The 21,221-nt window shown below is 62.8% G+C and carries 19 protein-coding genes; 7 read left to right on the forward strand and 12 right to left on the reverse strand.

From position 1 onward, the window contains the following. Positions 1–151: 151 nt before the first annotated feature. Positions 152–586 (reverse strand): VOC family protein, encoded by a 435-nt coding sequence (locus BJG93_RS24840; RefSeq protein ID WP_027193995.1) that lies wholly within the window; start codon positions 584–586, stop codon positions 152–154. 152 nt (positions 587–738) lie between these two features. Here BJG93_RS24840 and BJG93_RS24845 point away from each other — a divergent pair, with 152 nt between their 5' ends. The 3 genes from BJG93_RS24845 (at position 739) to BJG93_RS24855 (ending at position 2,889) form a co-directional block, all read left to right on the forward strand. After that, on the forward strand, positions 739–1,614 hold the full coding sequence (locus BJG93_RS24845; RefSeq protein WP_027193996.1) for a LysR family transcriptional regulator: 876 nt from the start codon (positions 739–741) through the stop codon (positions 1,612–1,614). Positions 1,615–1,801: 187 nt separating this feature from the next. Further along, on the forward strand, positions 1,802–2,440 hold the full coding sequence (locus tag BJG93_RS24850; protein ID WP_027193997.1) for a LysE family translocator: 639 nt from the start codon (positions 1,802–1,804) through the stop codon (positions 2,438–2,440). A gap of 98 nt (positions 2,441–2,538) precedes the next feature. Next, positions 2,539–2,889, forward strand: a complete 351-nt coding sequence (locus BJG93_RS24855) for a hypothetical protein (RefSeq protein WP_027193998.1) — start codon at positions 2,539–2,541, stop codon at positions 2,887–2,889. Positions 2,890–3,023: 134 nt separating this feature from the next. On the opposite strand, the gene glnA is transcribed toward BJG93_RS24855, so the two are convergent. Beyond that, complete coding sequence (gene glnA, locus BJG93_RS24860) at positions 3,024–4,529, reverse strand: type I glutamate--ammonia ligase (protein ID WP_027193999.1); 1,506 nt, start codon at positions 4,527–4,529, stop codon at positions 3,024–3,026. Positions 4,530–4,623: 94 nt separating this feature from the next. Beyond that, positions 4,624–4,827, reverse strand: coding sequence for a hypothetical protein (locus BJG93_RS24865; RefSeq protein WP_027194000.1), 204 nt, complete (start codon positions 4,825–4,827; stop codon positions 4,624–4,626). Between the two features lie 446 nt (positions 4,828–5,273). Between BJG93_RS24865 and BJG93_RS24870 the strand changes: the two genes are divergently transcribed. After that, positions 5,274–5,477: a hypothetical protein gene (locus tag BJG93_RS24870; RefSeq protein ID WP_027194001.1), complete on the forward strand. Its 204-nt coding sequence runs from the start codon at positions 5,274–5,276 to the stop codon at positions 5,475–5,477. 126 nt (positions 5,478–5,603) lie between these two features. Here BJG93_RS24870 and BJG93_RS24875 read toward each other — a convergent pair whose 3' ends face one another. The 9 genes from BJG93_RS24875 to BJG93_RS24915 form a co-directional block, all read right to left on the reverse strand. Beyond that, entirely contained in the window at positions 5,604–7,316 is a 1,713-nt protein-coding gene (locus BJG93_RS24875) for a SulP family inorganic anion transporter (protein WP_027194002.1), read from the reverse strand. Between the two features lie 474 nt (positions 7,317–7,790). Further along, entirely contained in the window at positions 7,791–8,843 is a 1,053-nt protein-coding gene (locus tag BJG93_RS24880) for a LacI family DNA-binding transcriptional regulator (RefSeq protein ID WP_027194003.1), read from the reverse strand. Between the two features lie 45 nt (positions 8,844–8,888). After that, a complete protein-coding gene (locus BJG93_RS24885; protein WP_027194004.1) occupies positions 8,889–10,049 on the reverse strand; it encodes an ABC transporter ATP-binding protein in 1,161 nt (386 codons plus the stop codon). Positions 10,050–10,052: 3 nt separating this feature from the next. Next, positions 10,053–10,970 carry a carbohydrate ABC transporter permease gene (locus BJG93_RS24890; RefSeq protein WP_027194005.1) on the reverse strand — a complete coding sequence of 306 codons (918 nt, stop codon included), beginning with the start codon at positions 10,968–10,970 and terminating at the stop codon, positions 10,053–10,055. After that, positions 10,967–11,923, reverse strand: coding sequence for a carbohydrate ABC transporter permease (locus BJG93_RS24895; protein ID WP_027194006.1), 957 nt, complete (start codon positions 11,921–11,923; stop codon positions 10,967–10,969). Before BJG93_RS24895 ends, BJG93_RS24890 begins: the two co-directional genes overlap by 4 nt. A gap of 7 nt (positions 11,924–11,930) precedes the next feature. Then, the gene (locus BJG93_RS24900) at positions 11,931–13,169 is read right to left on the reverse strand and encodes an ABC transporter substrate-binding protein (protein ID WP_027194007.1); all 1,239 of its coding nucleotides are present in this window, start codon (positions 13,167–13,169) and stop codon (positions 11,931–11,933) included. Between the two features lie 94 nt (positions 13,170–13,263). Continuing rightward, positions 13,264–14,682, reverse strand: a complete 1,419-nt coding sequence (locus BJG93_RS24905) for a GH1 family beta-glucosidase (protein WP_027194008.1) — start codon at positions 14,680–14,682, stop codon at positions 13,264–13,266. A 575-nt stretch (positions 14,683–15,257) separates the two neighbouring features. Further along, complete coding sequence (locus BJG93_RS24910) at positions 15,258–15,680, reverse strand: GlcG/HbpS family heme-binding protein (RefSeq protein WP_027194009.1); 423 nt, start codon at positions 15,678–15,680, stop codon at positions 15,258–15,260. Positions 15,681–15,703: 23 nt separating this feature from the next. Next, positions 15,704–16,717: a zinc-binding alcohol dehydrogenase family protein gene (locus tag BJG93_RS24915; RefSeq protein ID WP_027194010.1), complete on the reverse strand. Its 1,014-nt coding sequence runs from the start codon at positions 16,715–16,717 to the stop codon at positions 15,704–15,706. Positions 16,718–16,815: 98 nt separating this feature from the next. Between BJG93_RS24915 and BJG93_RS24920 the strand changes: the two genes are divergently transcribed. The 3 genes from BJG93_RS24920 (at position 16,816) to BJG93_RS24930 (ending at position 21,216) form a co-directional block, all read left to right on the forward strand. After that, on the forward strand, positions 16,816–17,736 hold the full coding sequence (locus tag BJG93_RS24920; protein ID WP_027194011.1) for a LysR family transcriptional regulator: 921 nt from the start codon (positions 16,816–16,818) through the stop codon (positions 17,734–17,736). Between the two features lie 97 nt (positions 17,737–17,833). Further along, complete coding sequence (locus BJG93_RS36510) at positions 17,834–18,076, forward strand: type II toxin-antitoxin system ParD family antitoxin (RefSeq protein ID WP_034477033.1); 243 nt, start codon at positions 17,834–17,836, stop codon at positions 18,074–18,076. Continuing rightward, positions 18,073–21,216 carry a CheR family methyltransferase gene (locus BJG93_RS24930; RefSeq protein WP_027194012.1) on the forward strand — a complete coding sequence of 1,048 codons (3,144 nt, stop codon included), beginning with the start codon at positions 18,073–18,075 and terminating at the stop codon, positions 21,214–21,216. The genes BJG93_RS36510 and BJG93_RS24930 overlap by 4 nt, the downstream gene beginning before the upstream one ends. The last annotated feature ends 5 nt before the right edge of the window (positions 21,217–21,221 follow it).

Below are 21,221 nucleotides of genomic sequence, written 5' to 3' on the forward strand. Positions count from 1 at the left end.
CGAAACAGGATGAAACATGCTTTCAGATCGATTCGCGCGATATGCCATTCTGCTCCGCGCGGCCATGCGCTTCAATGTAAAAGGCCGGTCGACCTGGAGGGTCGACCGGCCTTTTACATGCAACTATTTGCCGGTTGGCATCAACGCTCGCTTATTTGGCGAACAGCGACGACATATCGGCGAACGCCTTGAACTCGAGCGCATTGCCCGACGGATCGAGGAAGAACATGGTCGCCTGTTCGCCGACCTCGCCCTTGAAGCGTACGTGCGGCTCGATGATGAATTCGATGCCGGCCTTCTGCAGTTTGTCCGCGGCGGCCTGCCATTGCTCCATCGACAACACCGCGCCGAAGTGGCGCACCGGCACCGCGTCGCCGTCGACCGCGCTCGTATGCCGATGACCGACTTCGTCCGGCGCCAGATGCGCGACGATCTGATGGCCGTAGAAATTGAAGTCGACCCAGGCGTCCGAACTACGCCCTTCCGGACAGCCAAGCAATTCGCCGTAAAACTCGCGCGCGGCGGCAAGGCTATGAACAGGAAACGCCAGGTGGAACGGCGGCAAAACGGTTTGGGCAACGCTCATGATGGAAAGACTCGCTGAGTGGGTATGGGGTTTGATATGACCGGCGATCGCGACCGACAGTCCGTGCGATGAGAGTCAGTTTAACCATGAATAAAAATGTTGAGAAACGATATATATTTGATCTGACCATCACCAAAATCGATTGATCGATCATGCTCAACGAGTTGAAAACCTTCATCGCCGTCAGCCAGTACGGCACGTTTTCCGGGGCGGGCGCACGCATCGGGCTCACGCAATCGGCCGTCAGCGCACAGATGCAGCGGCTCGAGGAGGAACTCGGTTTCCAGCTGTTCGACCGCACCGGCCGCTCGGCGACGCTCAACGCGGCGGGCCGCGAAACGCTCGCGCTGGCGGAGGAAATGATGACGCTATACGCGCGGCTCTCCGAGCGCAGCGGTGGCGCCGCCGAAAGCGGCATGCTGCGAATCGGCGCGATTGCGTCGGCGCAGGTGTCGCTGCTCGCCGACGCGCTCGCGCGCTTTCGCGACGACCGTCCCGGCTGGCGGATTCGCGTGGTGCCGGGCGTATCGCTGGCGCTGCTCGGCCAGGTCGACTCGGGCGAGCTCGATCTGGCCGTCATCATCAAGCCGCCGTTCGCGCCGCCGTCGGAGCTCGAATGGCGCCCGCTCGTCGCCGAACCGTTCGTGCTGCTCGCGCCCAAAAAGCTCGCCCGCGGCGGCCGCTCGTGGCGCGAACTGCTGCGCAGCGAGCCGTTCATCCGCTACGACCGCGCGTCGTTCGGCGGACGGCTCGTCGACCGCTTTCTGCGTCGCGCGCGCCTTGGCGTGCGCGACGCCGTCGAGCTCGACGAATTGCAGGCCATCGTGCAACTGGTGGCGCGCGGCATGGGTGTCGCGCTGATTCCCGACACGGCCGGGCTCGACAAATGGCCGGCGAGCGTCGTGGCACTCGAACTCGGCGATGCGACCTTCGAGCGTGAGATCGGGCTCGTGCTGCGGCCGCGGCATAGCCGGCCGGTGGTCGCCGATGCGTTGGCGGACTGTATTGCGGGCGCGGCGGGCGGCTGAGCGCTTCGCACGCGCGTTCGACACGGTTCGATTCAGTGTCCTGTCAGCCGAACGCGCAACTGTATCTGTGCGCTGCGCGCGACGGCGCGCAGAATCGTCGCTTCATTCAACCGACCGTGTGGCACGTCGCGTCGCGTCGCGTTGCATTGCGTTGCGAAGCACGCGCCCGCCCTTACTTGTGCCCGCCATGATCGCCAGCCCTCTGCTCACCGCCGACGTCCTGATCGCCTACAGCGCCTATTTCGTCGGCACCGCGAGCCCTGGGCCGAGCAATCTCGCGATCATGTCGCTCGCGATGAGCGCGGGCCGGCGCGCGGCGCTGGTGTTTGCGCTCGGCGTGGTGTCGGGCTCGTTCTCATGGGCGCTGCTCGCGTCGCTTGGGTTGTCGGCGGTGCTTGCCAGCTACTCCCAATGCCTCGTCGCGATCCGGATCGCGGGCGGGCTGTATCTGCTGTGGCTCGGCTTGAAGTCCGCGCGCTCCGCGTTCAGCGCCGACAAGCCGGCCGCGAGCGTGGCGCGCGTCGACGAACCGCTCGGGCGGCTCTATCTGCGCGGCCTTTTGCTGCATCTCACGAATCCGAAAGCGGTGCTCGTCTGGCTGTCCATCGTGTCGCTCGCGATGTCGCCGCAGCACGGCGCCGCGCACGTGCTGCCCGTCGTACTCGGCTGCATGATGATCGGCGCGACTGTGTTCAGCAGCTACGCGATGCTGTTTTCGACGGCGTCCGCGCGCCGCATCTATACGTCGATCCGGCGCTGGCTCGATGGCTCGCTCGCGGTGATGTTCGCAATGGCGGGGATCAAATTGTTGACGTCGAAGAGTTGAGGTGAGTCGGGCGCGCCCCGTCGCCTGCGGGCCGCGCTCTGCGATACTGGAGGTTCCGCTCCATCAACGACGGCTGCAAGCGCCCCACCCACCAGGCGATGAACGGCAACGATCACGACGCACCCTCCTCGACTCGCCGCTCGCCGCTGCAAAAGCGGTTCTATTTCTCCGGCGCGGCAATTCTCGTCGTCAGTTTGGTCGCCGCGGTGCTCATTGACGTCAGCGCCCCGCCGCCCGATAGCGCGGTCGCCATGTACAGCATGGCCGATCCGCGTTATCAGACCGAGCTACAGCAAATCGGCGGCAACGCGGCGGTGCTGATGGCGCAGTTGCATCAATGGTTCGATAGCTTGTGGCACGGTGTCAGGCTCGCTTATACGGTCGCGGTGCTGGGCGCCGCGCTCGCGGCTGGCTGTTTCTGCCTCGGCCATTTTTTCGCGGATGATTGAGTCGCGAGACGATCGCATCCGCTCCCGTTATATAGGGTTGCGCGCTGAGGCGATCACGCGGCAACTTAGCAAAACTGTCGACACCGCTCGGGTTCGAGGCCCATGTTTTTAGCGTGACGGCCTCGCTTAATCTCCTAGACATCGAAGTACAGATAAAACTCCCATGGATGCGGACGCAATTTGATCGTGTCGATCTCGCGACTGCGCTTGTAGTCGATCCAGGTCTGGATCACGTCGTCGGTGAAGACATCGCCTTTGCGCAAAAACGTGTTGTCGGTTTCGAGCGCTGCCAGCGCCGCGTCGAGGGAGCCCGGCACCTGCCGCACATTGCGGGCTTCTTCGGGCGGCAGATCGTAGATATTGCGGTCGAGCGGCGCGCCGGGATCGGTCCTGTTTTCAATGCCATCGAGGCCGGCCATCAGCATCGCCGCGAAAGCGAGATATGCATTGGCCGACGGGTCCGGACAGCGGAATTCGACGCGCCGCGCGTTCGGCGAATCCGAATACATCGGGATGCGCGCGGCGGCGGAACGGTTGCGCTGCGACATCGCCAGATTGACGGGCGCCTCATACCCCGGCACCAGGCGTTTGTAGGAATTCGTCGTCGGCGCGCAAAAAGCCATCAGCGCGGGGGCGTGCTGGAGCAATCCGCCGATGTACCAGCGGCACATGTCGGAAGTCAGCGCCCAGCCGGCCGCGTCGTAAAAGAGGTTCCGTTCGTCTTTCCACAGGCTCTGGTGACAATGCATGCCGCTGGCGTTGTCGGCGAACAGCGGCTTCGGCATGAAGGTTGCGACCTTGCCGTGCCGACGCGCGACGTTCTTGCAGATGTACTTGTAGATCATCACGTTGTCGGCCATCCGGGTGAGCGTCGCAAAGCGCATGTCGATCTCGTTCTGTCCTGCGGTCGCAACTTCGTGGTGATGCACTTCGATCTGTACGCCTGCCTGCTGGAGCGTCAGCGCGATCTCCGAGCGGATATCCTGCAGCGTGTCGTGAGGGGGCACCGGGAAATAGCCCTCCTTATAACGCTGCTTGTAGCCAAGATTGCCACCGCCGTACGCGCCTTCGTCCCGACCGGTGGTCCAGTCACCCTCGCCCGACTCGATGTAGTAGTAGCCGCAGTGCTGATCCTGGCCGAAGCGGATCGAGTCGAAGATGAAGAATTCCAGCTCCGGCCCGAAATAACACGTCGTCGCGATGCCGGTCTGGCGCAGATAGTCCTCCGCTTTTTTCGCGACGTAGCGCGGATCGCGCGAATACGGCTGCCGCAGCACCGGATCGACGACGTCGCAAATGATCGACAGGGTCGGCGTGCCACAAGCCGGGTCGACGAAGGCAGTGGCCGGGTCAGGCCTGAGCAGCATGTCGGACTCGTGAATCTCCTGAAAGCCGCGGATCGATGAACCGTCGAAACCGATGCCGGCGCTGAAGAGATCGTCGTGAACTTCGGGGAGCGTGATCGAGAAATGTTGCCAAAGTCCCGGCAAGTCGGTGAATTTAAGATCGACGATCTGAATACTGCGCTTTTTCACCAGCTCGATCACATCGCTTGCATTTTGTGGGCGCGTGATGTGATAGCCGCCCGCTTCGGCGGACACCGCAAACGGCGATCCGGTGGGTCCTTGCGTATTGGCCATGAACTTTGGTCCTATTTCGCCCCTTTACCGCCCGTTTGCTTATCGTGCAACGTTAGTACGTCCGCGTTCGAAAACAGCGCAGGAGTGAGTGGGCCTAGCGGTCTTGCGCGAGTGCCTTCAAATGCGCCTCCCCGGCATCTCTCGCAGCGGCGGGCGTCGCATACGTCTCGTCCGAAACGAGCGAGCGTTTGACCTCACGAGCCCCAAAGTCGACCAGCGTGATTACCCAGACATGTTCGCCACTCTGCTCCGCCGTTTGCACGAAGGCCCGAACGTCGCCCGCGTCGTCTGCTTTCATCGTAATCTCCTTGTGGAAAGGTCGCGCGGGAAGGATGCGCGACAACGAAACCGTTCGCGAGCCGCCGTGCTTTCTTCACGGGGCGCGTAACTTGATCTTAGGCAATGGAATCGCTCATTTGACGGTTTTCTCGCTTCCATGTCGAACACCGGACCATCTGTCTCTTCATAACGATCCCGTGCGACTCTCCATCATATCGGCCAAGATCACCTTATTTTGGGCCGCTGTCGCGCAAGAGTCGCCTTGCGACGGCTTTCGGACCGCAGACTTGTTCAGCGTCCCTTCGCTTCCGGTGAACTGCCGCTTGCCGCAGGCATCTTTCTGAAGTCCGTTCCGATGCTGGCATCCGCAGCGCTTGCCGTCATGCTGCCGGTAGCGTTTCAACTCGTACTAGTCGGCTATGTGGCGATGACGCTCGCGCATTCATTACCCCGGAGAACTTTGCGATGACGGGTGCTTCGGTTGACCATCTGCGCGAGTATCTGGGGCAACCGACGCTCAAGTTCACGACTCCAGACGTTGGTGGCGCCGCGTTGTGCTGCGACCATTTGGACATTCTGGATTCGGCGCTGCTAACCAACGCATCGCTGGCGCGGCGCGGGTATGCAGGGTTTGCGGACTATCTGAACAAGGAGCGCCCGCACCGATAGCAACGGTTCGATGAGGGACCACGGTTCGTCGCCTGTGAGTTCTTTGGGCTTCGCTTCCTATCGGACAAACCGGGACATGAAGTTAAGGAAGGTCTGCGGAACCCGTTTTCTTGACCGCTAGACCCGTCATGGCGCCCCCTTCACCTGCTCATGCGGCTTCTCCACTCCAGCCATGCTCAGCGCCTCATGCAGCGTGCCGAAAATACAGCGCTCTTCGACGATCGGTGTAATCCCATGCCGATCCATATCCGAGCGCAAATAACGATTCACCCGCGCAAAGATCACCTCGACCCCATTGCGCTTGAGCGCCGAGCACAACTCGCCGACTGAGCGCGCCGCCGAATAATCGACGTCCGTAATCGCGCTCGCATCGACGACGAACCAGCGCACCGGGTTCGGTGCGCGGTCGATCAGCCGGCGCGTATCGTCGACGAAAAAATGATCGTTCGCATAGAACAGATCCGCGCCGAAGCGATAGACGATCAACCCCGGCGCGGTCTCCATGCCGGGCACCGCCGGCACCGGCACCCACATGCCGTCGCCGTTGGGTGCGAGCATCATCGTGTGCGGGCGGTAGCTGTGCCGCACGTGACGCAGCAACGACAACGCAACCGCCACCAGAATGCCGTGCTCGACGCCGATCAGCACGACCGCCGCCGCCGTGATCGACGCTAGCCAGAATTCGCCGGGGCTTTCGCGGCGAATCGAAAACAGCGACCGCACATTGACCAGCCCGATCGCGATCGTAAAAACGATGCTCGCGAGAATGCAGTGCGGCAGATACTGCAGATAGCGGCTGAAAAACAGCAGCACGACCACCACGACCGCCGCGAACACGAGCTGTGCGAACTGGCTGCGCGTGCCGGCGCGATCGGCCATCGCGGTCTGCGTCGGGCTGCCGTTGACGACGAACGCACCGGAAAACGCCGCCGCCGCATTGGCGGCTGCGATGCCGAGTAGATCCGCGTTGGTATCGACCGACTCGTGATAGCGCTCGGCGAATACGCGGCTCGCGGCGGCGCTTTGCGCGACGATCATCACGAAGCACGACGCGGCGACCGGCACGAGATCGAGCATCTGCTGCCACGTCACCGACGGAATCCGCAGCGGCGGCAAGCCGCCTTCCACCGGCCCGAGAATCGAAATGCCGTGCGCGGCGAAACCGAACGCGTCGCTCGCGGCAATGCCCGCGACGACCGCGATCAACGGCACCGGCAAGCGTGGCCAGAAACGCTTGCTGACGAGAATCGCGGCCACCACGAGCAGCGAGATCGCCAGCGTGGGTCGATTGATCTGCGCGCTCCCGCGCACAACGAGCAGCAGTTGATTCAGGCTGCTCGCCGCATGTCCCGGCACGCCGACCATATCGGCGAGCATCGCGATGCCGACCTGCGCGCCGACGCCGGCAAGAAAGCCGACGAGCACCGTGCGCGACAGGAAATCGGCGAGAAAGCCGAGCTTGAAGATCCGCGCGACGAGCAGCAGCGCGGCCGTCAGCAGCGCCACCATCGCCGCGAGCGCCGCGTATTCGACGCTCGACGCGGGCGCCATCGTCGCTAGCCGGCTCGCGAAGATCGTCGCGGTGGCCGAATCTGCGGCGACGACCAGGTGCCGCGACGCGCCAAAGAACGCGAACGCGACGAGCGGCAGGAACACGGTGTAGAGTCCGGTGACGGCCGGCATGCCGGCAATGCGCGCATAACCGAGCACCTGCGGAATATCCATCGACGCGAGCTGCACCCCGGCCAGCGCATCGCGCGCGGCCGCGACCCGGCTCAAAGGAAGAACGCCCTTCAGTACGCTGGCACGTGCCGCTATTTTCTGCAGAGAGGCTTGCATACGCGATGCTGACCCAAAACGAAGGTAATCGCGCATCGTGCCGCGAACCGGCACGCCAAGGCAAGACCTGACGAAATGTCGCGCGGGCTATTGACGAAAACGAAAGCGGGAAAGCAGATCGAAAGAAAGCAAACGATTGCTTTTTAAAAAGTTACGACAGGCTAACGACGCGCCGATCTGAGAGCGGAATTTTCCACGGCGTCGCCGTGGCCAAGACGCGCGAAGACCTAACGTTTGAATTGCCCTGTCTGCGGATCCACATGCCACGCAAAACCGAACAGCGCAGCGATGCAGATGGGACAGACGATCAAAAAGATGGCCAGCATCACACTCACCCCGTAACATCTTGTTACCGGCAAGTGTAAAGAAATTCTGAACAAGTTTGATGAGGAAAAACTGCAAAGCACTATTGCGAATGATTACGGCGGCCTTAAAAGACGGTCATATTGGTAGGCGGCAATCGGACCAGCGCGCCTAGCGGGGCCCGCCGCGCGTGCTTTTCTTCGCGATCGGCGCTGGCCCGACCGATTCGCGCATCGTCACACTGAGCGGAAACTCGCGGAAGATCTCCCACGTGGTGCCGTAACACTGGTTGATGAGCCAGCGCACCGCGTTTTGCGTCAGCTCGGCGGTCGGAATGTGCACCGACGTGAGCCCTGGCGCCGCATACGCGGCCGAGTAGTCGTCGTCATAGCTGATCACGGAGATGTCGTTCGGCACCGCAATGCCCGCCTGGTGAAAGCGCGCCAGCACGCTGACCGCCATCGTGTCGTTTGCGCAGAACAGGCCCGTCACGCGCCGCTGGGTATCGAGCAGTCTCTGCGCGGCCTCGTAGCCGCCTTCGGGTGAGAAGTCGGATTCGATCAGCGTGACGTCGTCGCGCGCAATGCCGGCCCGCGCAAGCTCGGCGAAAAAGCCGTCGATCCGCATCACGTTGTCCGACGCGGTAGCGGGCCCGGCAATCACCGCGATGTCGCGATGTCCATGATCGAGCAGCGTGCGCGCCGCGAGTTCGCCGCCGCGCCGATGGTCCGCGCTAAACGACGCTTGCGGCAACTGCTCGAACGCGCGATTCAGGAACACCATTTTCGGATGCATGTCATGCAGCATGATCAGATCTTCGTCGTGCAGATCGTGGCTGATCACGACCACGCCGTCGCAGTCGCGGCCGATCAGAAAGCGCACCGCCTCGATCGCCTGCTCGCGCGGCGACACCTCGCCGCAGCCGGTCGCGACCACGACATGTCGCCCCACCGCGCGCAGCTCGGTGTCGGTCTGCTTCAGAATCGTGCCGTAGTAGGAACCGAAAAAGGTCGGCACGAAGATGCCGATGATGCCAAGCTGCTGCGTCGCCATCGCCCTGCCGATCGACGACGGGCGGAAGTTCAGCGCCTCGATCGCCGCCTTCACGCGCGCCGCGGCATCGGCGGAAATCGGTCCCTTGCCGGAAATGGCCCGTGAGGCGGTCGACATGCCCACGCCGGCCAGTTCCGCAACGTCCTTGAGTGTTGCCACGCGGTTCTCCATCAAGCCTGTCTCGACGAGCCGCTTGGCGCGTGACGCGTTGCGGCGTTATAAGCGCGCGCCGCTCGCTTCGTCGAATAGCGAGACATGCGCGGCGTCGAACGAAAACGCCACGGTGTCATCCTCCGCAATCGGCGCTTTGGTCTGGTCGATCGACGCGATCTGTTCGCCATGATAGTCGAGCCAGATCACGCGGTGGTTGCCCATTGGCTCCACCAGCGAAACTTTTGCGCGCTCGCTAGCGGCTGGCGTGACATGCACGTCTTCGGCTCGCACGCCGAGCACGCAGCGCACACCCTCTGCGGGCGCCTCGTTGAACGCGTACGCCGACACGTCGATGCGCAGGTGCGCGGTGCAAAATTGAAACGCGCCGTCGCGCGTCTCGAGCGTGCCCTTCAGCAGATTCATCGCCGGCGAGCCGAGGAACGTCGCGACGAACAGGTTATTCGGCCGCGCATACACCTCGGCCGGCGTGCCGAACTGCTGAATCACGCCGCCGCGCATCACGGCCATGCGCGTGGCGAGCGTCATTGCCTCGACCTGATCGTGCGTCACGTAGATCATCGTCGCGCCGAGGCGTTGATGCAGTTGCTTGAGTTCGCGACGCAGCTCGGTGCGCAGCTTCGCGTCTAGGTTCGACAGCGGTTCGTCGAACAGGAACACGTCGGCTTCACGCACGATCGCGCGGCCGATCGCGACGCGCTGCCGCTGTCCGCCCGATAACTGCGACGGCTTGCGCTTGAGTAGCGGCCCCAGTTGCAGCATCTCCGACGCGCGCGCGACGCGCCGCGCAATTTCCGCCTTCGGTGTGCCGTTGATCCGCAGCGCGAACGACAGATTGCGCTCGACGCTCATCGTCGGATACAGCGCGTACGACTGGAACACGAGCGCGATGCGGCGATCCTTCGGATCGGCCCACGTCATGTCCTCGCCGGCGATCTCGATGCTGCCGTCGCTGACGTCGATCAGGCCCGCGATGCTGTGCAGCAGCGTGGACTTGCCGCAGCCCGACGGCCCGAGCAGCACGACGAACTCGCCGGCGAGCACGTCCAGACCGAGGTTCTCGATCACGGTGTTCGAGCCGAGGCGAATCGTCAGATTGCGGATCGCCACGTTGGCGGGATGCGTGAGCGCCGCGGCGTCCGGGTGAGCGTCCGCGCCGGCACCCGGCACGCCGGCCGCGTCGATCGTATTAGCCATGTTTGCCATGCCCTACCCCTTGACGGCGCCCGACGCGATGCCACGCACGAACCAGCGGCCCGAAATGAAATAAACCGCGAGCGGCACCATCGAGGTCAGGATGGTCGCCGCCATATTGACGTTGTAGAGCCGCTCGCCGGTCGTCGTGTTGATGATGTTGTTCAACTGCACCGTCATCGGCAGATTGTTCGTGCCGGCGAACACGAGACCCAGAATGAAGTCGTTCCAGATGTTCGTGACCTGCATGATCAGCGCGACGACGATGATCGGCGTCGACATCGGCAGCATCAGTTGAAAGAAGATGCGCCAGAAACTGCCGCCGTCGATACGCGCGGCCTTGAAAAGCTCCTGCGGAATCGACGCGTAGTAGTTGCGGAACAGCAGCGTCATCACCGGCATGCCGAACATCGTATGGATCAGCACGATGCCCGGCAGCGAGCTGAACAGATGCACGCTGGCGAGCACGCGCACCAGCGGATAGACCATCACCTGCACCGGAATGAACGCGCCGACCAGCAGCACGCCGAACAACAGACCCGCGCCGCGCGGCCGCCAGAACGACAGCGCGTAGCCGTTCACCGCACCGACCGCGATCGACAGCACCGTGCTCGGCACGACGATCCGCACCGAGTTCCAGAAGCCGACGCGAATGCCGTTGCAATCGAGCCCGGTGCAGGCCGACTGCCACGCCGCGCGCCAGGCGTCGAGCGTGAAATGCATCGGCAAGCCGAGCAGATTGCCGAGGCGGATCTCGCTCATCGGCTTCACCGACGTGACCAGCATCACGTAGAGCGGCAACAGGAAGAACACCGCGGCGCTCAGCAGAAACGCGTAGATGCCAAGACGCGCCGGCGAGAACGCCGAGCGGCGAGGCCGCGTGCGGGCGCGATGCGGCATGCCGCCCTGGAGCGTGGAATCGAGCGTGTTCATCCCCTCTCCCCGCGCAGCGCCGCGCGGCTGCGTGCATAGAAGAACGGCGCGATGATCGCGAGCACCGTCGCGAGCAGCACGATCGATGCCGCCGACGCGAGGCCGATGTTGGCGCGCCCGAACAAATAATCCATGATGAATTTGGCCGGCACTTCGCTCGCGGTGCCGGGGCCGCCCTGCGTCATCGCGACGACCGCGTCGTACAGCTTCACGACCATCACGAACAGCAGCACGAACGCGGTCGAGATCGACGGTCCGAGCATCGGCACCACGATGCTCGCGTAGACGCGCCAGCGCGGAATGCCGTCGATGCGCGCGGCTTTCCACAGCTCCTCGTCGATGCCGCGCAGGCCCGCGAGCATCAGCGCCATCACGAGGCCTGACGCCTGCCACACGGTTGCGATCACGATCGTGTAGATGACCCAGTCCTGATCGACGATCCAGTCGAAGCGCGCATGCGTGAAGCCGAGATTGCGCACCACCTGCTGCGCGCCGAGCGCGGGATTCAGAATCCATTGCCAGACGAGCCCAGTCGCGACGAACGACATCGCGTACGGATACAGAAACACCGTGCGCAACGCGCCTTCCGCCACCACGCGCTGATCGATGAAGATCGCCAGCAGCAAACCGATCACCATGCACGCGATGATGAAACACGCGCCGTAGATCACGATGTTCTGCAGCGACACGAGCCAGCGATCGTTGTGGAAGAGCCGCACATACTGCGTGAGGCCCACGAAGTCGTTCGACGGAAACGTGTGCGAATTGCTGAGCGACACGCGCGCGGTCCAGACCATCGTGCCCAGGTACGCGAACACGACGGTCAGCAGCATCGGCAGCAAGGCCAGCCAGACCGCGATCGAAAACCGCCGGTTCAGCGGTTTATGTCGCGGCTTGGGTTGCGAGTTGCCGTGTGGGTTCGAACCCTCGGCTGGCAGCTTGAGCGCGTGCATGGCAGGCTTAACCCTTCAATGCGCTGGCGAAGGCTTTCTGCGCGTCGTCGACGGACTCGTTCTTGTTCCAGAAGTTCGTCACGACGTCGGTCAGCGCACCCTGCGTATCCGGCGACAGCAGCATTTCCGGATTCGGCAACTGGCGCGACTTGTCCTTCATGATCGCGATGCCCTCCTTCGCGCAGATGTCGAGGCTGCTTTCGTCCACGTCAGGCCGGATTGGAATCGAGCCTTTCTTCGCGCTGAACGCGACCTGCGCGGACGGCGAGGTCATCACCGTGGCGAGCAGGTTCTGCGCCTTGATCGCCGACGCGTTGTCGGTCTTCGGGAACACGAACACGTCGCCCGCGACCAGATACGGCGAATGCGGACCGAAGCCCGGGAAGCAGCCGAAGTCCTTGCCCGCGGCCTGATTCGCCGCGACGAACTCGCCCTTCGCCCAGTCGCCCATGATCTGTACGCCGGCCTTGCCCGAGGTCACGAGCGCGGTCGCGTCGTTCCAGTTGCGGCCGGGCGAGCCCGGATCGACGAAATCGTGCAGCCGCTTGAACGATACGAGCACTTTCTTGAACGCATCCGATTTGACCGCGTTCTGATCGTGATCGCGATAGACCTTCATATACAGGTCCGGGCCGCCCACGTCCGCGAGCACCGCGTCGAACGTGATCTTCTCCTGCCACGGCTGGCCGCCGAACGCGAGCGGAATCACGCCGGCGGTCTTCAGCTTGCCGAGATCGGCGATGAATTCGTCGTAGCTTTTCGGCTCGCTCGCGATGCCCGCTTTCTGGAACACCGGCTTCGAGTAGAAGAACCAGGCCGGCATGTGAATGTCGACCGGCGCCGCGTAGTAATGACCCTTCACGCGGATGCTGTCGAGAATCGACTGCGGGAAAATGCCGTTCCAGTTTTCTTTCGCGGCGACGTTGTCAACGTTGTTAAGCAGTCCCTGGTCGATCAGATCGTGAAACTGCTTCGACGTATTGAACTGGGCGGCGGTGGGTGGATCACCGCCGACGATCCGGTTGATCGCGGTGGAGCGGGCCTGGTCCGCGCCGGCGACCGCGTTGTCGACCCATTGGCCGCCGGCCTTGTCGTACGCGTCGGCAAACTGGCGAATCGCGGCCGATTCGCCGCCCGAGGTCCACCAGTGAATCACGTTAGCCTTGAGCGGCTCTGCCTGCGCGACGACGCCATACAGCGCCAGTGCCGCAACCACGCCTCGCAAGACCATTCTGTTGCTGTTCATTCCGTCTCCTCCGGGCTCCTGGCCCGTGTGTCAACTCGAAATACCAACCAGCTCCACCCGGTTTTACATCGTTGTTGCGTCGTTCTAGTTGTGTTTATTGCGCTTGCGCGTTGCGATCTTCGATGAATTTCGACACCAGCTCCGCGCTGCGCTTGACCGTGCGCTTCTGCGTTTCATAGTCGACGTGAACGATGCCGAAGCGCCGCTCATAGCCGAAAGCCCACTCGAAGTTGTCCATCAGCGACCACAGGAAGTAGCCGCGCACGTCGACGCCCGCCTTGATCGCCTGATCGACCGCGGCGAGATGGCGCTTCAGGAACGAGATGCGCTGCGTGTCCTCGACGCGGCCGTCGATCACCTGGTCGTTCGATGCCATGCCGTTCTCGGTGATGTAGATGGGCGGCAGATTGGCGTAGGTATCCTTGAAACCGGTCAACAGATCGCGAAGACCGTCGGGGTAAACCTCCCAGCCCATCTGCGTGCGCTCGACGCCGTCGAGCGGCACATCCTTGAAGCCGTGCCCGCCATCGCTCGCCACGTTGGTGCGGAAATAGTAGTTGATGCCGAGGAAATCGAGCGGCGTATTGATCGTCTGCATGTCGCCGTCGAGCGCGAGCGGCTCGGTGCCCGGCCACAGTTCGAACAGGTCTTGCGGATATTCGCCCTTGAACAGCGGATCGAGAATCCACGCGTTGTGCTGAACTTCGAACAGCTCGGCCGCGCGACGGTCCGCGGCGCTGTCGCTATTGGGCGTACCGCGTCCGACGTTCGCGACGATGCCCTTGTGAGAGCGCGGATCGTTCGCGCGTAGCACCGGAAGCGCGAGACCGTGCGCGAGCAGCAGATGATGCATGGCCTGCGTGGCGAAACGCAGGTTCGAGAGTCCGGGCGCGTGATGGCCGTTTCCGTAGCCGAGGTACGCCGAACACCACGGCTCGTTGAGTGTCGCCCACGCATCGACGAGACCGTGCAGCTCGCGGCTCATCAGGTCCGCGTAATCGACGAATCGGTACGCGGTGTCGCGATTGAGCCAGCCGCCGCGATCCTCGAGATGCTGGGGCAGATCCCAGTGATACAGCGTGACGAAAGTCGCGATGTTCTTTTCTTTGAGCCGCCCCAGCAGGCGCTTGTAGAAGTCGAGCCCCTTGCGGTTCGGCGCGCCGTTTTCGTCCATCACGCGCGGCCACGCGGTCGACAGCCGGTACGCTTCGAGGCCGAGGCCAGCGAGCAGATCGACGTCCTGTTGCCAGCGATGATAGTGATCGCACGCGACGGCGCCGGTGTCGCCGGCCAACACCTTGCCGGGTGTGGCCGAGAACGTGTCCCAGATCGACGGCAGGCGGCCGTCTTCATCGACCGCGCCTTCGATCTGATACGACGCGGTGGCCGCGCCGAGCAGAAAGTCCTGGCGCCACAGCGACGAATCGGCGGGTGGCGTGAAGGGATCGACATGCGGATCGCCGTGAGCGTTTGAATGGCCTGCGTCGATGACTGCCGATGCATCGTTTTCCACGGATTCTCTCCTGCAATGAGGTCGTTGAACCGGGTGTGATGAAGCGCGAGGCGCTCCCGTTCGAGCCTGCGGTGAACGCTTGAGTGGAAGCGCTTCCACACTGACCAGCGAACGATAGCAGCGGGCGAATCACCGCAGCAATCCGGGTTTGTCTGGAGGGGTTTCTGACATCCGGCCGAGCGTGATGCGAGGCGCATCAAGGCGAACAAAGCGCCGTGAGGTGGCAAGCGGTGAGAGACTTTTGTCCGCCGCCCGCGTGCGCACGGCCCACCATGGAACGGTTGGAACCCGGGTAACGACTTCAGCGCGGCTCCCCAACTCCGCTACCAGAGGACGGCCTACTGCGGGAGCGTTGGGGGTGTCACCGCGCCGTTCTTTGCGTACGCTCACCAGGGTTACGTTACGCGCGAGGACAGCAGGGGAAGAACCTGTGGCGGCAAGCCGTCCGGCGGAGGGCCGGACCAGAACGGCAGCGTAGCAGGTGAATTTCTGCGGACCCGTCTCGGCGGCAGCTTAAGGCTCGCCGCACGGCTCGACAGGCGGTTGCCACAGCGCCCTTTGGCAGTCCCGGCTCATCACACAAACCCTAAATTACGCAGCGCCTCCTCGGCGGCCTCATGGTCTTGCACCGAGGTTCCGCCAGAAACGCCGATGCCCCCCACCAAACGCCCTTCATGGAAAAGTGGTACCCCACCGCCGACCGGCGTCAGACGCGGATGGTGCGCCAGCGGGGCAATCGCGGGTTCGGCCATGTACTGGTTCCATTGATGCGTGGCGATGCCGAACGAGGCGGCGGTCCATGCCTTGTCGATGGCAACGTCAGCCGTCAGGAATGGGGCGGCATCCGCGCGCTCGAATGCGCGCAGGTGACCTCCCGCATCGGTAATTGCGATGGTCGCGGCGAATCCGCGCGCTGCGCAGGCGCGGCGCGCCTCGGCCAGCAATGCTTGCGCGGCGTCGAGGCTGATCGTTGCCGCGCTGATGATCGGTAATGTCATGTTGATGCTCGTTGTCAGAAAGTTCAGCGGTCGGCGACGACGACTTTGCCGATCATGTTGCCCGCCTCGACCAGTGCATGCGCCTCGGCCAGACCGGCGGCGTTGATGCCGTCAATGCGTCGGGTCAGGGTGTGCTTGAGGTCGCCCCGATCGACCAGCTGCGCCACGCGGCGCAACAACGCGTGTTGGCGTGCGATGGTGCCGGTGGTGAACATCACGCGGGTGTACATGAGTTCCCAGTGAATCGAAATCGATTTCGCCTTGAACGGCCCGATATCCAGCCCCACCGGGTCGTCGATCAGTGCGAACTGGCCCTCCGGGCGCAGCACCGCGGCGATTTGCGGCACATAGCTGGCGCTGTCGTTCAAACCGGCAACGTGGGTGACGTGTTCGATGCCGAGCGCGGCCAATTGGGGCGCCCAAGGCTGACGGTGATCGAGAACGTGGTGAGCACCATGAGCCAGCACCCACTCGCGGGTTTCCGGTCGCGAGGCGGTGCCGACGACGGTCACGCCAGTCAGCTCGCGCGCCAGTTGGGTAAGAATGGAGCCGACGCCGCCAGCTGCCCCTATTACCAGCAGCACGTTGTCGTCGGTTGGCTCGGCAGCGTGAACACGTAGACGATCGAACAGCAGCTCCCAGGCCGTGATCGCTGTCAGCGGCAACGACGCGGCTTGCGCGAAGTCCAGCGATGTCGGCATGGGTCCGACGACGCGTTCGTCCACTGCGTGCAGTTCGCTGTTGCAGCCCGGCCGCGTAATGTCACCGGCGTACCACACTCGGTCGCCTGACTTGAAGCGCGTGGCCAACGGACCGGTAGCGCGGACGATTCCCGCTGCGTCCCAGCCGGCGATGCGCGCACTGCCTTCCGGAATATCGCCACGGCGCCGGATTTTGGTATCGACGGGGTTGACCGATACCGCTTTGACTTCCACCAGCAGGTCGTGGTCGCGCAGTTCCGGCGTCGGCAGTTCGATGTCCTGAAGTGCCTGCGGGTGGTCGATGGGGTGGTTCCGATAGAAGCCAATCGCTTTCATACAAGTGATCTCCGACGTTGCATTGCGGCTATGGTATCTTTCGGCGATATGCGGATAAACACCCGCTGCGCCCAAACACTTTCCGCATTTCGATGAAAATGATCCGGCTGGATGACATTGAGATCTTCGTGCACACGGTGGACGCCGGCAGCTTCTCGGAGGCGGCACGCCAGCTCAACATCGCACCCGGACATGCGAGCGCTTCGGTGCAGAGGCTCGAAAAGGCGCTGGACGCCCGCCTGTTCACGCGTTCGACGCGCAGCATGCAGCTGTCGGAGGCCGGGGAGCGCTATCTGCCTCACGCGCGAATCATGGTTGGCGCGCGCGAGCAAGGCGAACAGGCGTTAGCGAACGGCCGCGGCGCATTGTCCGGTCCTCTGCGGTTGTCCGCTCCGTCTGACTTTGGACGCAACCTGCTGTTGCCGTGGCTGGATGAATTTCAGCACCGGCACCCGGGTTTGTCGCTGCACCTGAAAATGAGCGACCGTGCGGCGGACCTCATCCGGCAGCCGCTGGATGCCGTGGTGCGCTATGGGGCGCTGCCTGATTCGTCTCTACTGGCGATGAAGCTGGTCGACAACAACCGACGCGCGTTGTGCGCCGCACCGGCGTACGTCGAACGGCATGGCGCACCGGCTAAAGTTGACGACCTGCGGCGGCACAACTGTCTTCGGTATGTCTGGAGCGAGCAGATCCATGAACGCTGGCGCTTTACCCCGCCTGGCGGCGAACGCACCGTGGCAGTGACGGGCAATCGCATCAGCGACGATGCGGATGCGGTTCGTCGCTGGGCGATAGCCGGAGAAGGCCTCGTCTATAAGTCGCGACTGGACCTCATCGACGATTTGAAGGCACGGCGACTGGTGGAGTTATTTCCGCCGGAGTATTGCGAGCCTTCGCCGCTGCACTTGATTTGTGCTCACCGTGCGCAACTGACCCCGGCGATCAACGCGTTGCATGCCTTCCTGCGCGAGCGCTGCTCTGCATTGCTTGCCAGCTACCGCTCGGGTGGCGCCTGACGTGGGTAACGAAGTTGCCGTTTCGTGCCGACATGCGCCGATAGACGCGGGTGTGACAAGGTAGTACCCTCGATCCATACCCTTCGAAGGATCAACAATGTCGAGCAAATACGCGGTGAGTGTGTCGCTGACGGAACACCTGTGTGAGTTCGTCGCCGAGCAGGTAGCCTCCGGCAGATATCGCACCGCGAGCGAGGTAGTCCGACAAGCGCTTAGGCTTTTGGAAACGCAGTTTTCGGACCCGCAGCCGTCCAACGGGGACGTTGCCAAGTCGACCGACACAGGCAGCGGACCGGTCACCCCACATGGCGCGGCGCAACTGCGGCGGAGCGGCTCATGAGTGCCCTGTTGAGGTTTCCCGTTGCCGGCGTCGGCGCTTCTGCGGGAGGGATAGAAGCGCTCGACGGCTTCTTTCGCGGACTGCCCGCTGACCCCGGTGTCGCCCTGATCATCGTGACGCATCTGGGCCCGGAGCGCGAAAGTCTGCTGCACGAGATCATGGCACGATACACGGCACTGCCGGTTCATGTGGCGGCGGACGGTATGCAGGTGGAAATAAACAACGTCTACGTGCTGCCATCCGATGTCATTCTCGGCATCGAGAATGCCCATCTCCGGGTTCGCGCGCAACAGACGGGCCGGCGCGAACGCAAGCCCATTGATATCTTTTTCAGCGAACTGGCCAACGACCGGGGCGAGTTGGCGGTAGGCATCGTCCTGTCCGGTGGCGACTCCGACGGAACGCTCGGGGTCAAGGCGGTCAAGGAACATGGTGGTCTCACCATGGCGCAGATTGCCGACGGCTTCGGGCCTCAGCATCCGAGCATGCCCGAGAGCGCGATCGCCACAGGCCTCATCGACTTTGCCGTCCCTGTCGAACAGATGGGCGCGAAGCTTGCTGAGTTTGCCCGTAGCACCTATGTGCTGGACGATATTGCGTCCATTGCGAGGAATGCGGCGGACCAGCAACAGCTCGACGACGCGCGTAAGGAAATTTACGGCATCCTGCGAAGCCAGCTTGGCCACGACTTCAGTGGCTACAAGACCAAGACTTTCATGCGTCGCGTGCAGCGCCGTATGCAGGTGATCCAGGTCGAAGCAGTGGACGCGTACGTCGAACGCCTGCAACACGATCCCCAGGAAGTCGGCGCACTGTTCCGCGACCTGCTGATAAACGTGACCAATTTCTTTCGCGACGCGGAAGCTTTTGAGAACCTCGCGAAATTGGTGATCCCGAGTCTCTTCGAAGAGCGCGGCGCGGACGATGTAGTACGCATATGGGTGCCAGGTTGTGCGACCGGCGAAGAGGTTTACTCGCTGGGTATCCTGTTGCGCGAACACATGGACAAGCTTCCCATTGCGCCCCGGGTGCAGATCTTCGCCAGCGATATCGACGAACATGCACTTGCGGTCGCGCGCGCCGCCAAATATCCCAGGCAGTCGCTCGAGGGCGTATCCCCGGAGCGCCGCGACCGTTTCTTCGTTCCCGACGGTGCGAGCTATGTCGTGGCCAAAGAGGTGCGCGACCTGTGCATCTTCTTCCCACATAGCGTCATTCGTGACCCGCCTTTTTCACGAATTGATCTGGTGTCCTGCCGCAACCTGCTGATCTATTTCGGCCAGGACGTGCAGGGGCAGGTCATTCCGACGTTTCACTACGCGTTGCGCCCCGACGGCTACCTGTTTCTTGGCACCTCGGAAAGTGTCAGCCAGTTCGAGGACCTCTTTGCGCCGGTCGAGAAAAAGCATCGCATCTTCCGTCGCCGCTCGGTTGCGGCGCCGCACGCGCGCCTGCCGCTCATGGTCCCATCGATGCGCGCGGGACACGCGGGCGACTTGGCGGCGCGGCGCGCAGAAGCCGGCGGCGCGGCCCTTCGCCAGATGGTTGACGCACACGTGCTGGAGCGATTTTCCCCGCCCCATGTGCTGGTCAATCGTGACGGTGAGGTCACGTATTACTCCGCGCGCACCGGCAAATATCTTGAACCGCCCGCTGGGATGCCCTCGCGGCAGATATTTAGCATGGCGCGAAAGGGCATCCGCCTCGAACTGCGCACTGTGTTCCGGGAAGCCGTGGAGTCCGGGCGTCCGGTAACACATGAGGGCATACCCGTCGAGGAAGACGACGGTCGCGTACAAATCGTCACTGTCACGATCGAGCCGCTGAGCAGCCGGCCCGGCGTTGAGCCGCTTTACCTGATTTTATTCATTGATCAGGGGCCGGTCCTGAGTCGTGAAGAAGCGTTGAGTCGCGCGCATGCCGCTCATGACGGGACGGCCGTGCAGATGGAACAGGAACTGCGCGAAACGCGCGAGCGCCTCCAATCCACGATCGAAGAATACGAGACCGCGCTGGAGGAGCTGAAGTCGTCTAACGAAGAACTGGTTTCGGTCAACGAGGAGATGCAGTCCACCAACGAAGAGCTGGAAGCGTCGAAGGAGGAACTGGTCTCGCTCAACGAAGAACTGCACACGGTCAACGGCGAACTGAACGGAAAGATCGAAGCGCTCGATCGCGCGAACAGCGATCTGCAGAACCTGTTCGAGAGCACGGCGGTCGCCACGGTGTTTCTGGACAAGCATCTGGTGATTCGCAGCTTCACGCCGGCCATGACGGAAGTGTTCAATATCCGCCCGGTCGACCGTGGGCGACCCATCACTGATCTGGCGAGTCAATTGCACATGCCACACTTGGACCGCGACATCGCGCGCGCGGTGAACGAAGGCGGCGTGATCGAACGCCGTATCGATACCAACGATAAGGCGACCAATTATCTGGTGCGTCTCGCGCCCTACCGGAACGGTGACCGTCGACCGGAAGGGGTCGTAGTCACGTTTCTCAATATCACAGGCCTTACCAAGGCCGAGACCCGCCAGAAGATGCTCATTGCGGAACTCCAGCACCGCACACGCAATCTCCTCGCTCTGGTCGAGTCGATCGCGCGGCAGACGTTGCAGAAAGAGCCGCAGCTCGAGTCTTTTATCTCGCGATTGCGTGCGCTGGGACGTCTGCAGGGCCTGCTTGGAAAGGCCACGAGCGAACGTATCGATCTGGGCGATATCGTGCGCATGGAGATCGAGACGATTGCCGGGGTCGACGCTGACAATATTACTGTCACCGGTCCGAGCGTTCCGCTCGGTCTCGAGTGTGTACAGAACATCGCGCTGGCCGTCCATGAACTCGCGACGAACGCAACGAAGTACGGGGCGCTGAAAGACAACCAGGGCCGGCTCGATATCAGGTGGCGCGTTGAAAACGTACAGCAGGACCAGTCCTTGCTGGTGTTCGACTGGCGGGAGAGCGGTCTTGCCGTCCCGCCCGAATCTTCGAAGCGTGGATACGGACGACAGTTGATCGAACAGGCGTTGGCGTATTCGTTGCGGGCGAAGGCACAAATGGTTTTCGGTGACGAAGGTGTTGCATGCCGGATCGAAATGCCTTTCGAGCGAAAGCGCCGCTTTGCTGATGACGAGACTTGAGGGAC

Origin of the sequence: Paraburkholderia sprentiae WSM5005 (assembly GCF_001865575.2) — a bacterium.
Lineage (GTDB): Bacteria > Pseudomonadota > Gammaproteobacteria > Burkholderiales > Burkholderiaceae > Paraburkholderia > Paraburkholderia sprentiae.

Excerpts from the sequence above, each read along its gene's own strand:
- BJG93_RS24850 (WP_027193997.1), top strand. The coding sequence starts at position 1,802 with ATGATCGCCAGCCCTCTGCTCACCGCCGACGTCCTGATCGCCTACAGC.
- BJG93_RS24845 (WP_027193996.1), top strand. The coding sequence starts at position 739 with ATGCTCAACGAGTTGAAAACCTTCATCGCCGTCAGCCAGTACGGCACG.
- BJG93_RS24895 (WP_027194006.1), bottom strand. The coding sequence starts at position 11,923 with ATGCACGCGCTCAAGCTGCCAGCCGAGGGTTCGAACCCACACGGCAAC.
- BJG93_RS24885 (WP_027194004.1), bottom strand. The coding sequence starts at position 10,049 with ATGGCAAACATGGCTAATACGATCGACGCGGCCGGCGTGCCGGGTGCC.
- BJG93_RS24865 (WP_027194000.1), bottom strand. The coding sequence starts at position 4,827 with ATGAAAGCAGACGACGCGGGCGACGTTCGGGCCTTCGTGCAAACGGCG.
- BJG93_RS24915 (WP_027194010.1), bottom strand. The coding sequence starts at position 16,717 with ATGAAAGCGATTGGCTTCTATCGGAACCACCCCATCGACCACCCGCAG.
- BJG93_RS24870 (WP_027194001.1), top strand. The coding sequence starts at position 5,274 with ATGACGGGTGCTTCGGTTGACCATCTGCGCGAGTATCTGGGGCAACCG.
- BJG93_RS24840 (WP_027193995.1), bottom strand. The coding sequence starts at position 586 with ATGAGCGTTGCCCAAACCGTTTTGCCGCCGTTCCACCTGGCGTTTCCT.
- BJG93_RS24900 (WP_027194007.1), bottom strand. The coding sequence starts at position 13,169 with ATGAACAGCAACAGAATGGTCTTGCGAGGCGTGGTTGCGGCACTGGCG.
- BJG93_RS24920 (WP_027194011.1), top strand. The coding sequence starts at position 16,816 with ATGATCCGGCTGGATGACATTGAGATCTTCGTGCACACGGTGGACGCC.
- BJG93_RS24875 (WP_027194002.1), bottom strand. The coding sequence starts at position 7,316 with ATGCAAGCCTCTCTGCAGAAAATAGCGGCACGTGCCAGCGTACTGAAG.
- glnA (WP_027193999.1), bottom strand. The coding sequence starts at position 4,529 with ATGGCCAATACGCAAGGACCCACCGGATCGCCGTTTGCGGTGTCCGCC.
- BJG93_RS24855 (WP_027193998.1), top strand. The coding sequence starts at position 2,539 with ATGAACGGCAACGATCACGACGCACCCTCCTCGACTCGCCGCTCGCCG.
- BJG93_RS24910 (WP_027194009.1), bottom strand. The coding sequence starts at position 15,680 with ATGACATTACCGATCATCAGCGCGGCAACGATCAGCCTCGACGCCGCG.
- BJG93_RS24890 (WP_027194005.1), bottom strand. The coding sequence starts at position 10,970 with ATGAACACGCTCGATTCCACGCTCCAGGGCGGCATGCCGCATCGCGCC.
- BJG93_RS24880 (WP_027194003.1), bottom strand. The coding sequence starts at position 8,843 with ATGGAGAACCGCGTGGCAACACTCAAGGACGTTGCGGAACTGGCCGGC.
- BJG93_RS24930 (WP_027194012.1), top strand. The coding sequence starts at position 18,073 with ATGAGTGCCCTGTTGAGGTTTCCCGTTGCCGGCGTCGGCGCTTCTGCG.
- BJG93_RS36510 (WP_034477033.1), top strand. The coding sequence starts at position 17,834 with ATGTCGAGCAAATACGCGGTGAGTGTGTCGCTGACGGAACACCTGTGT.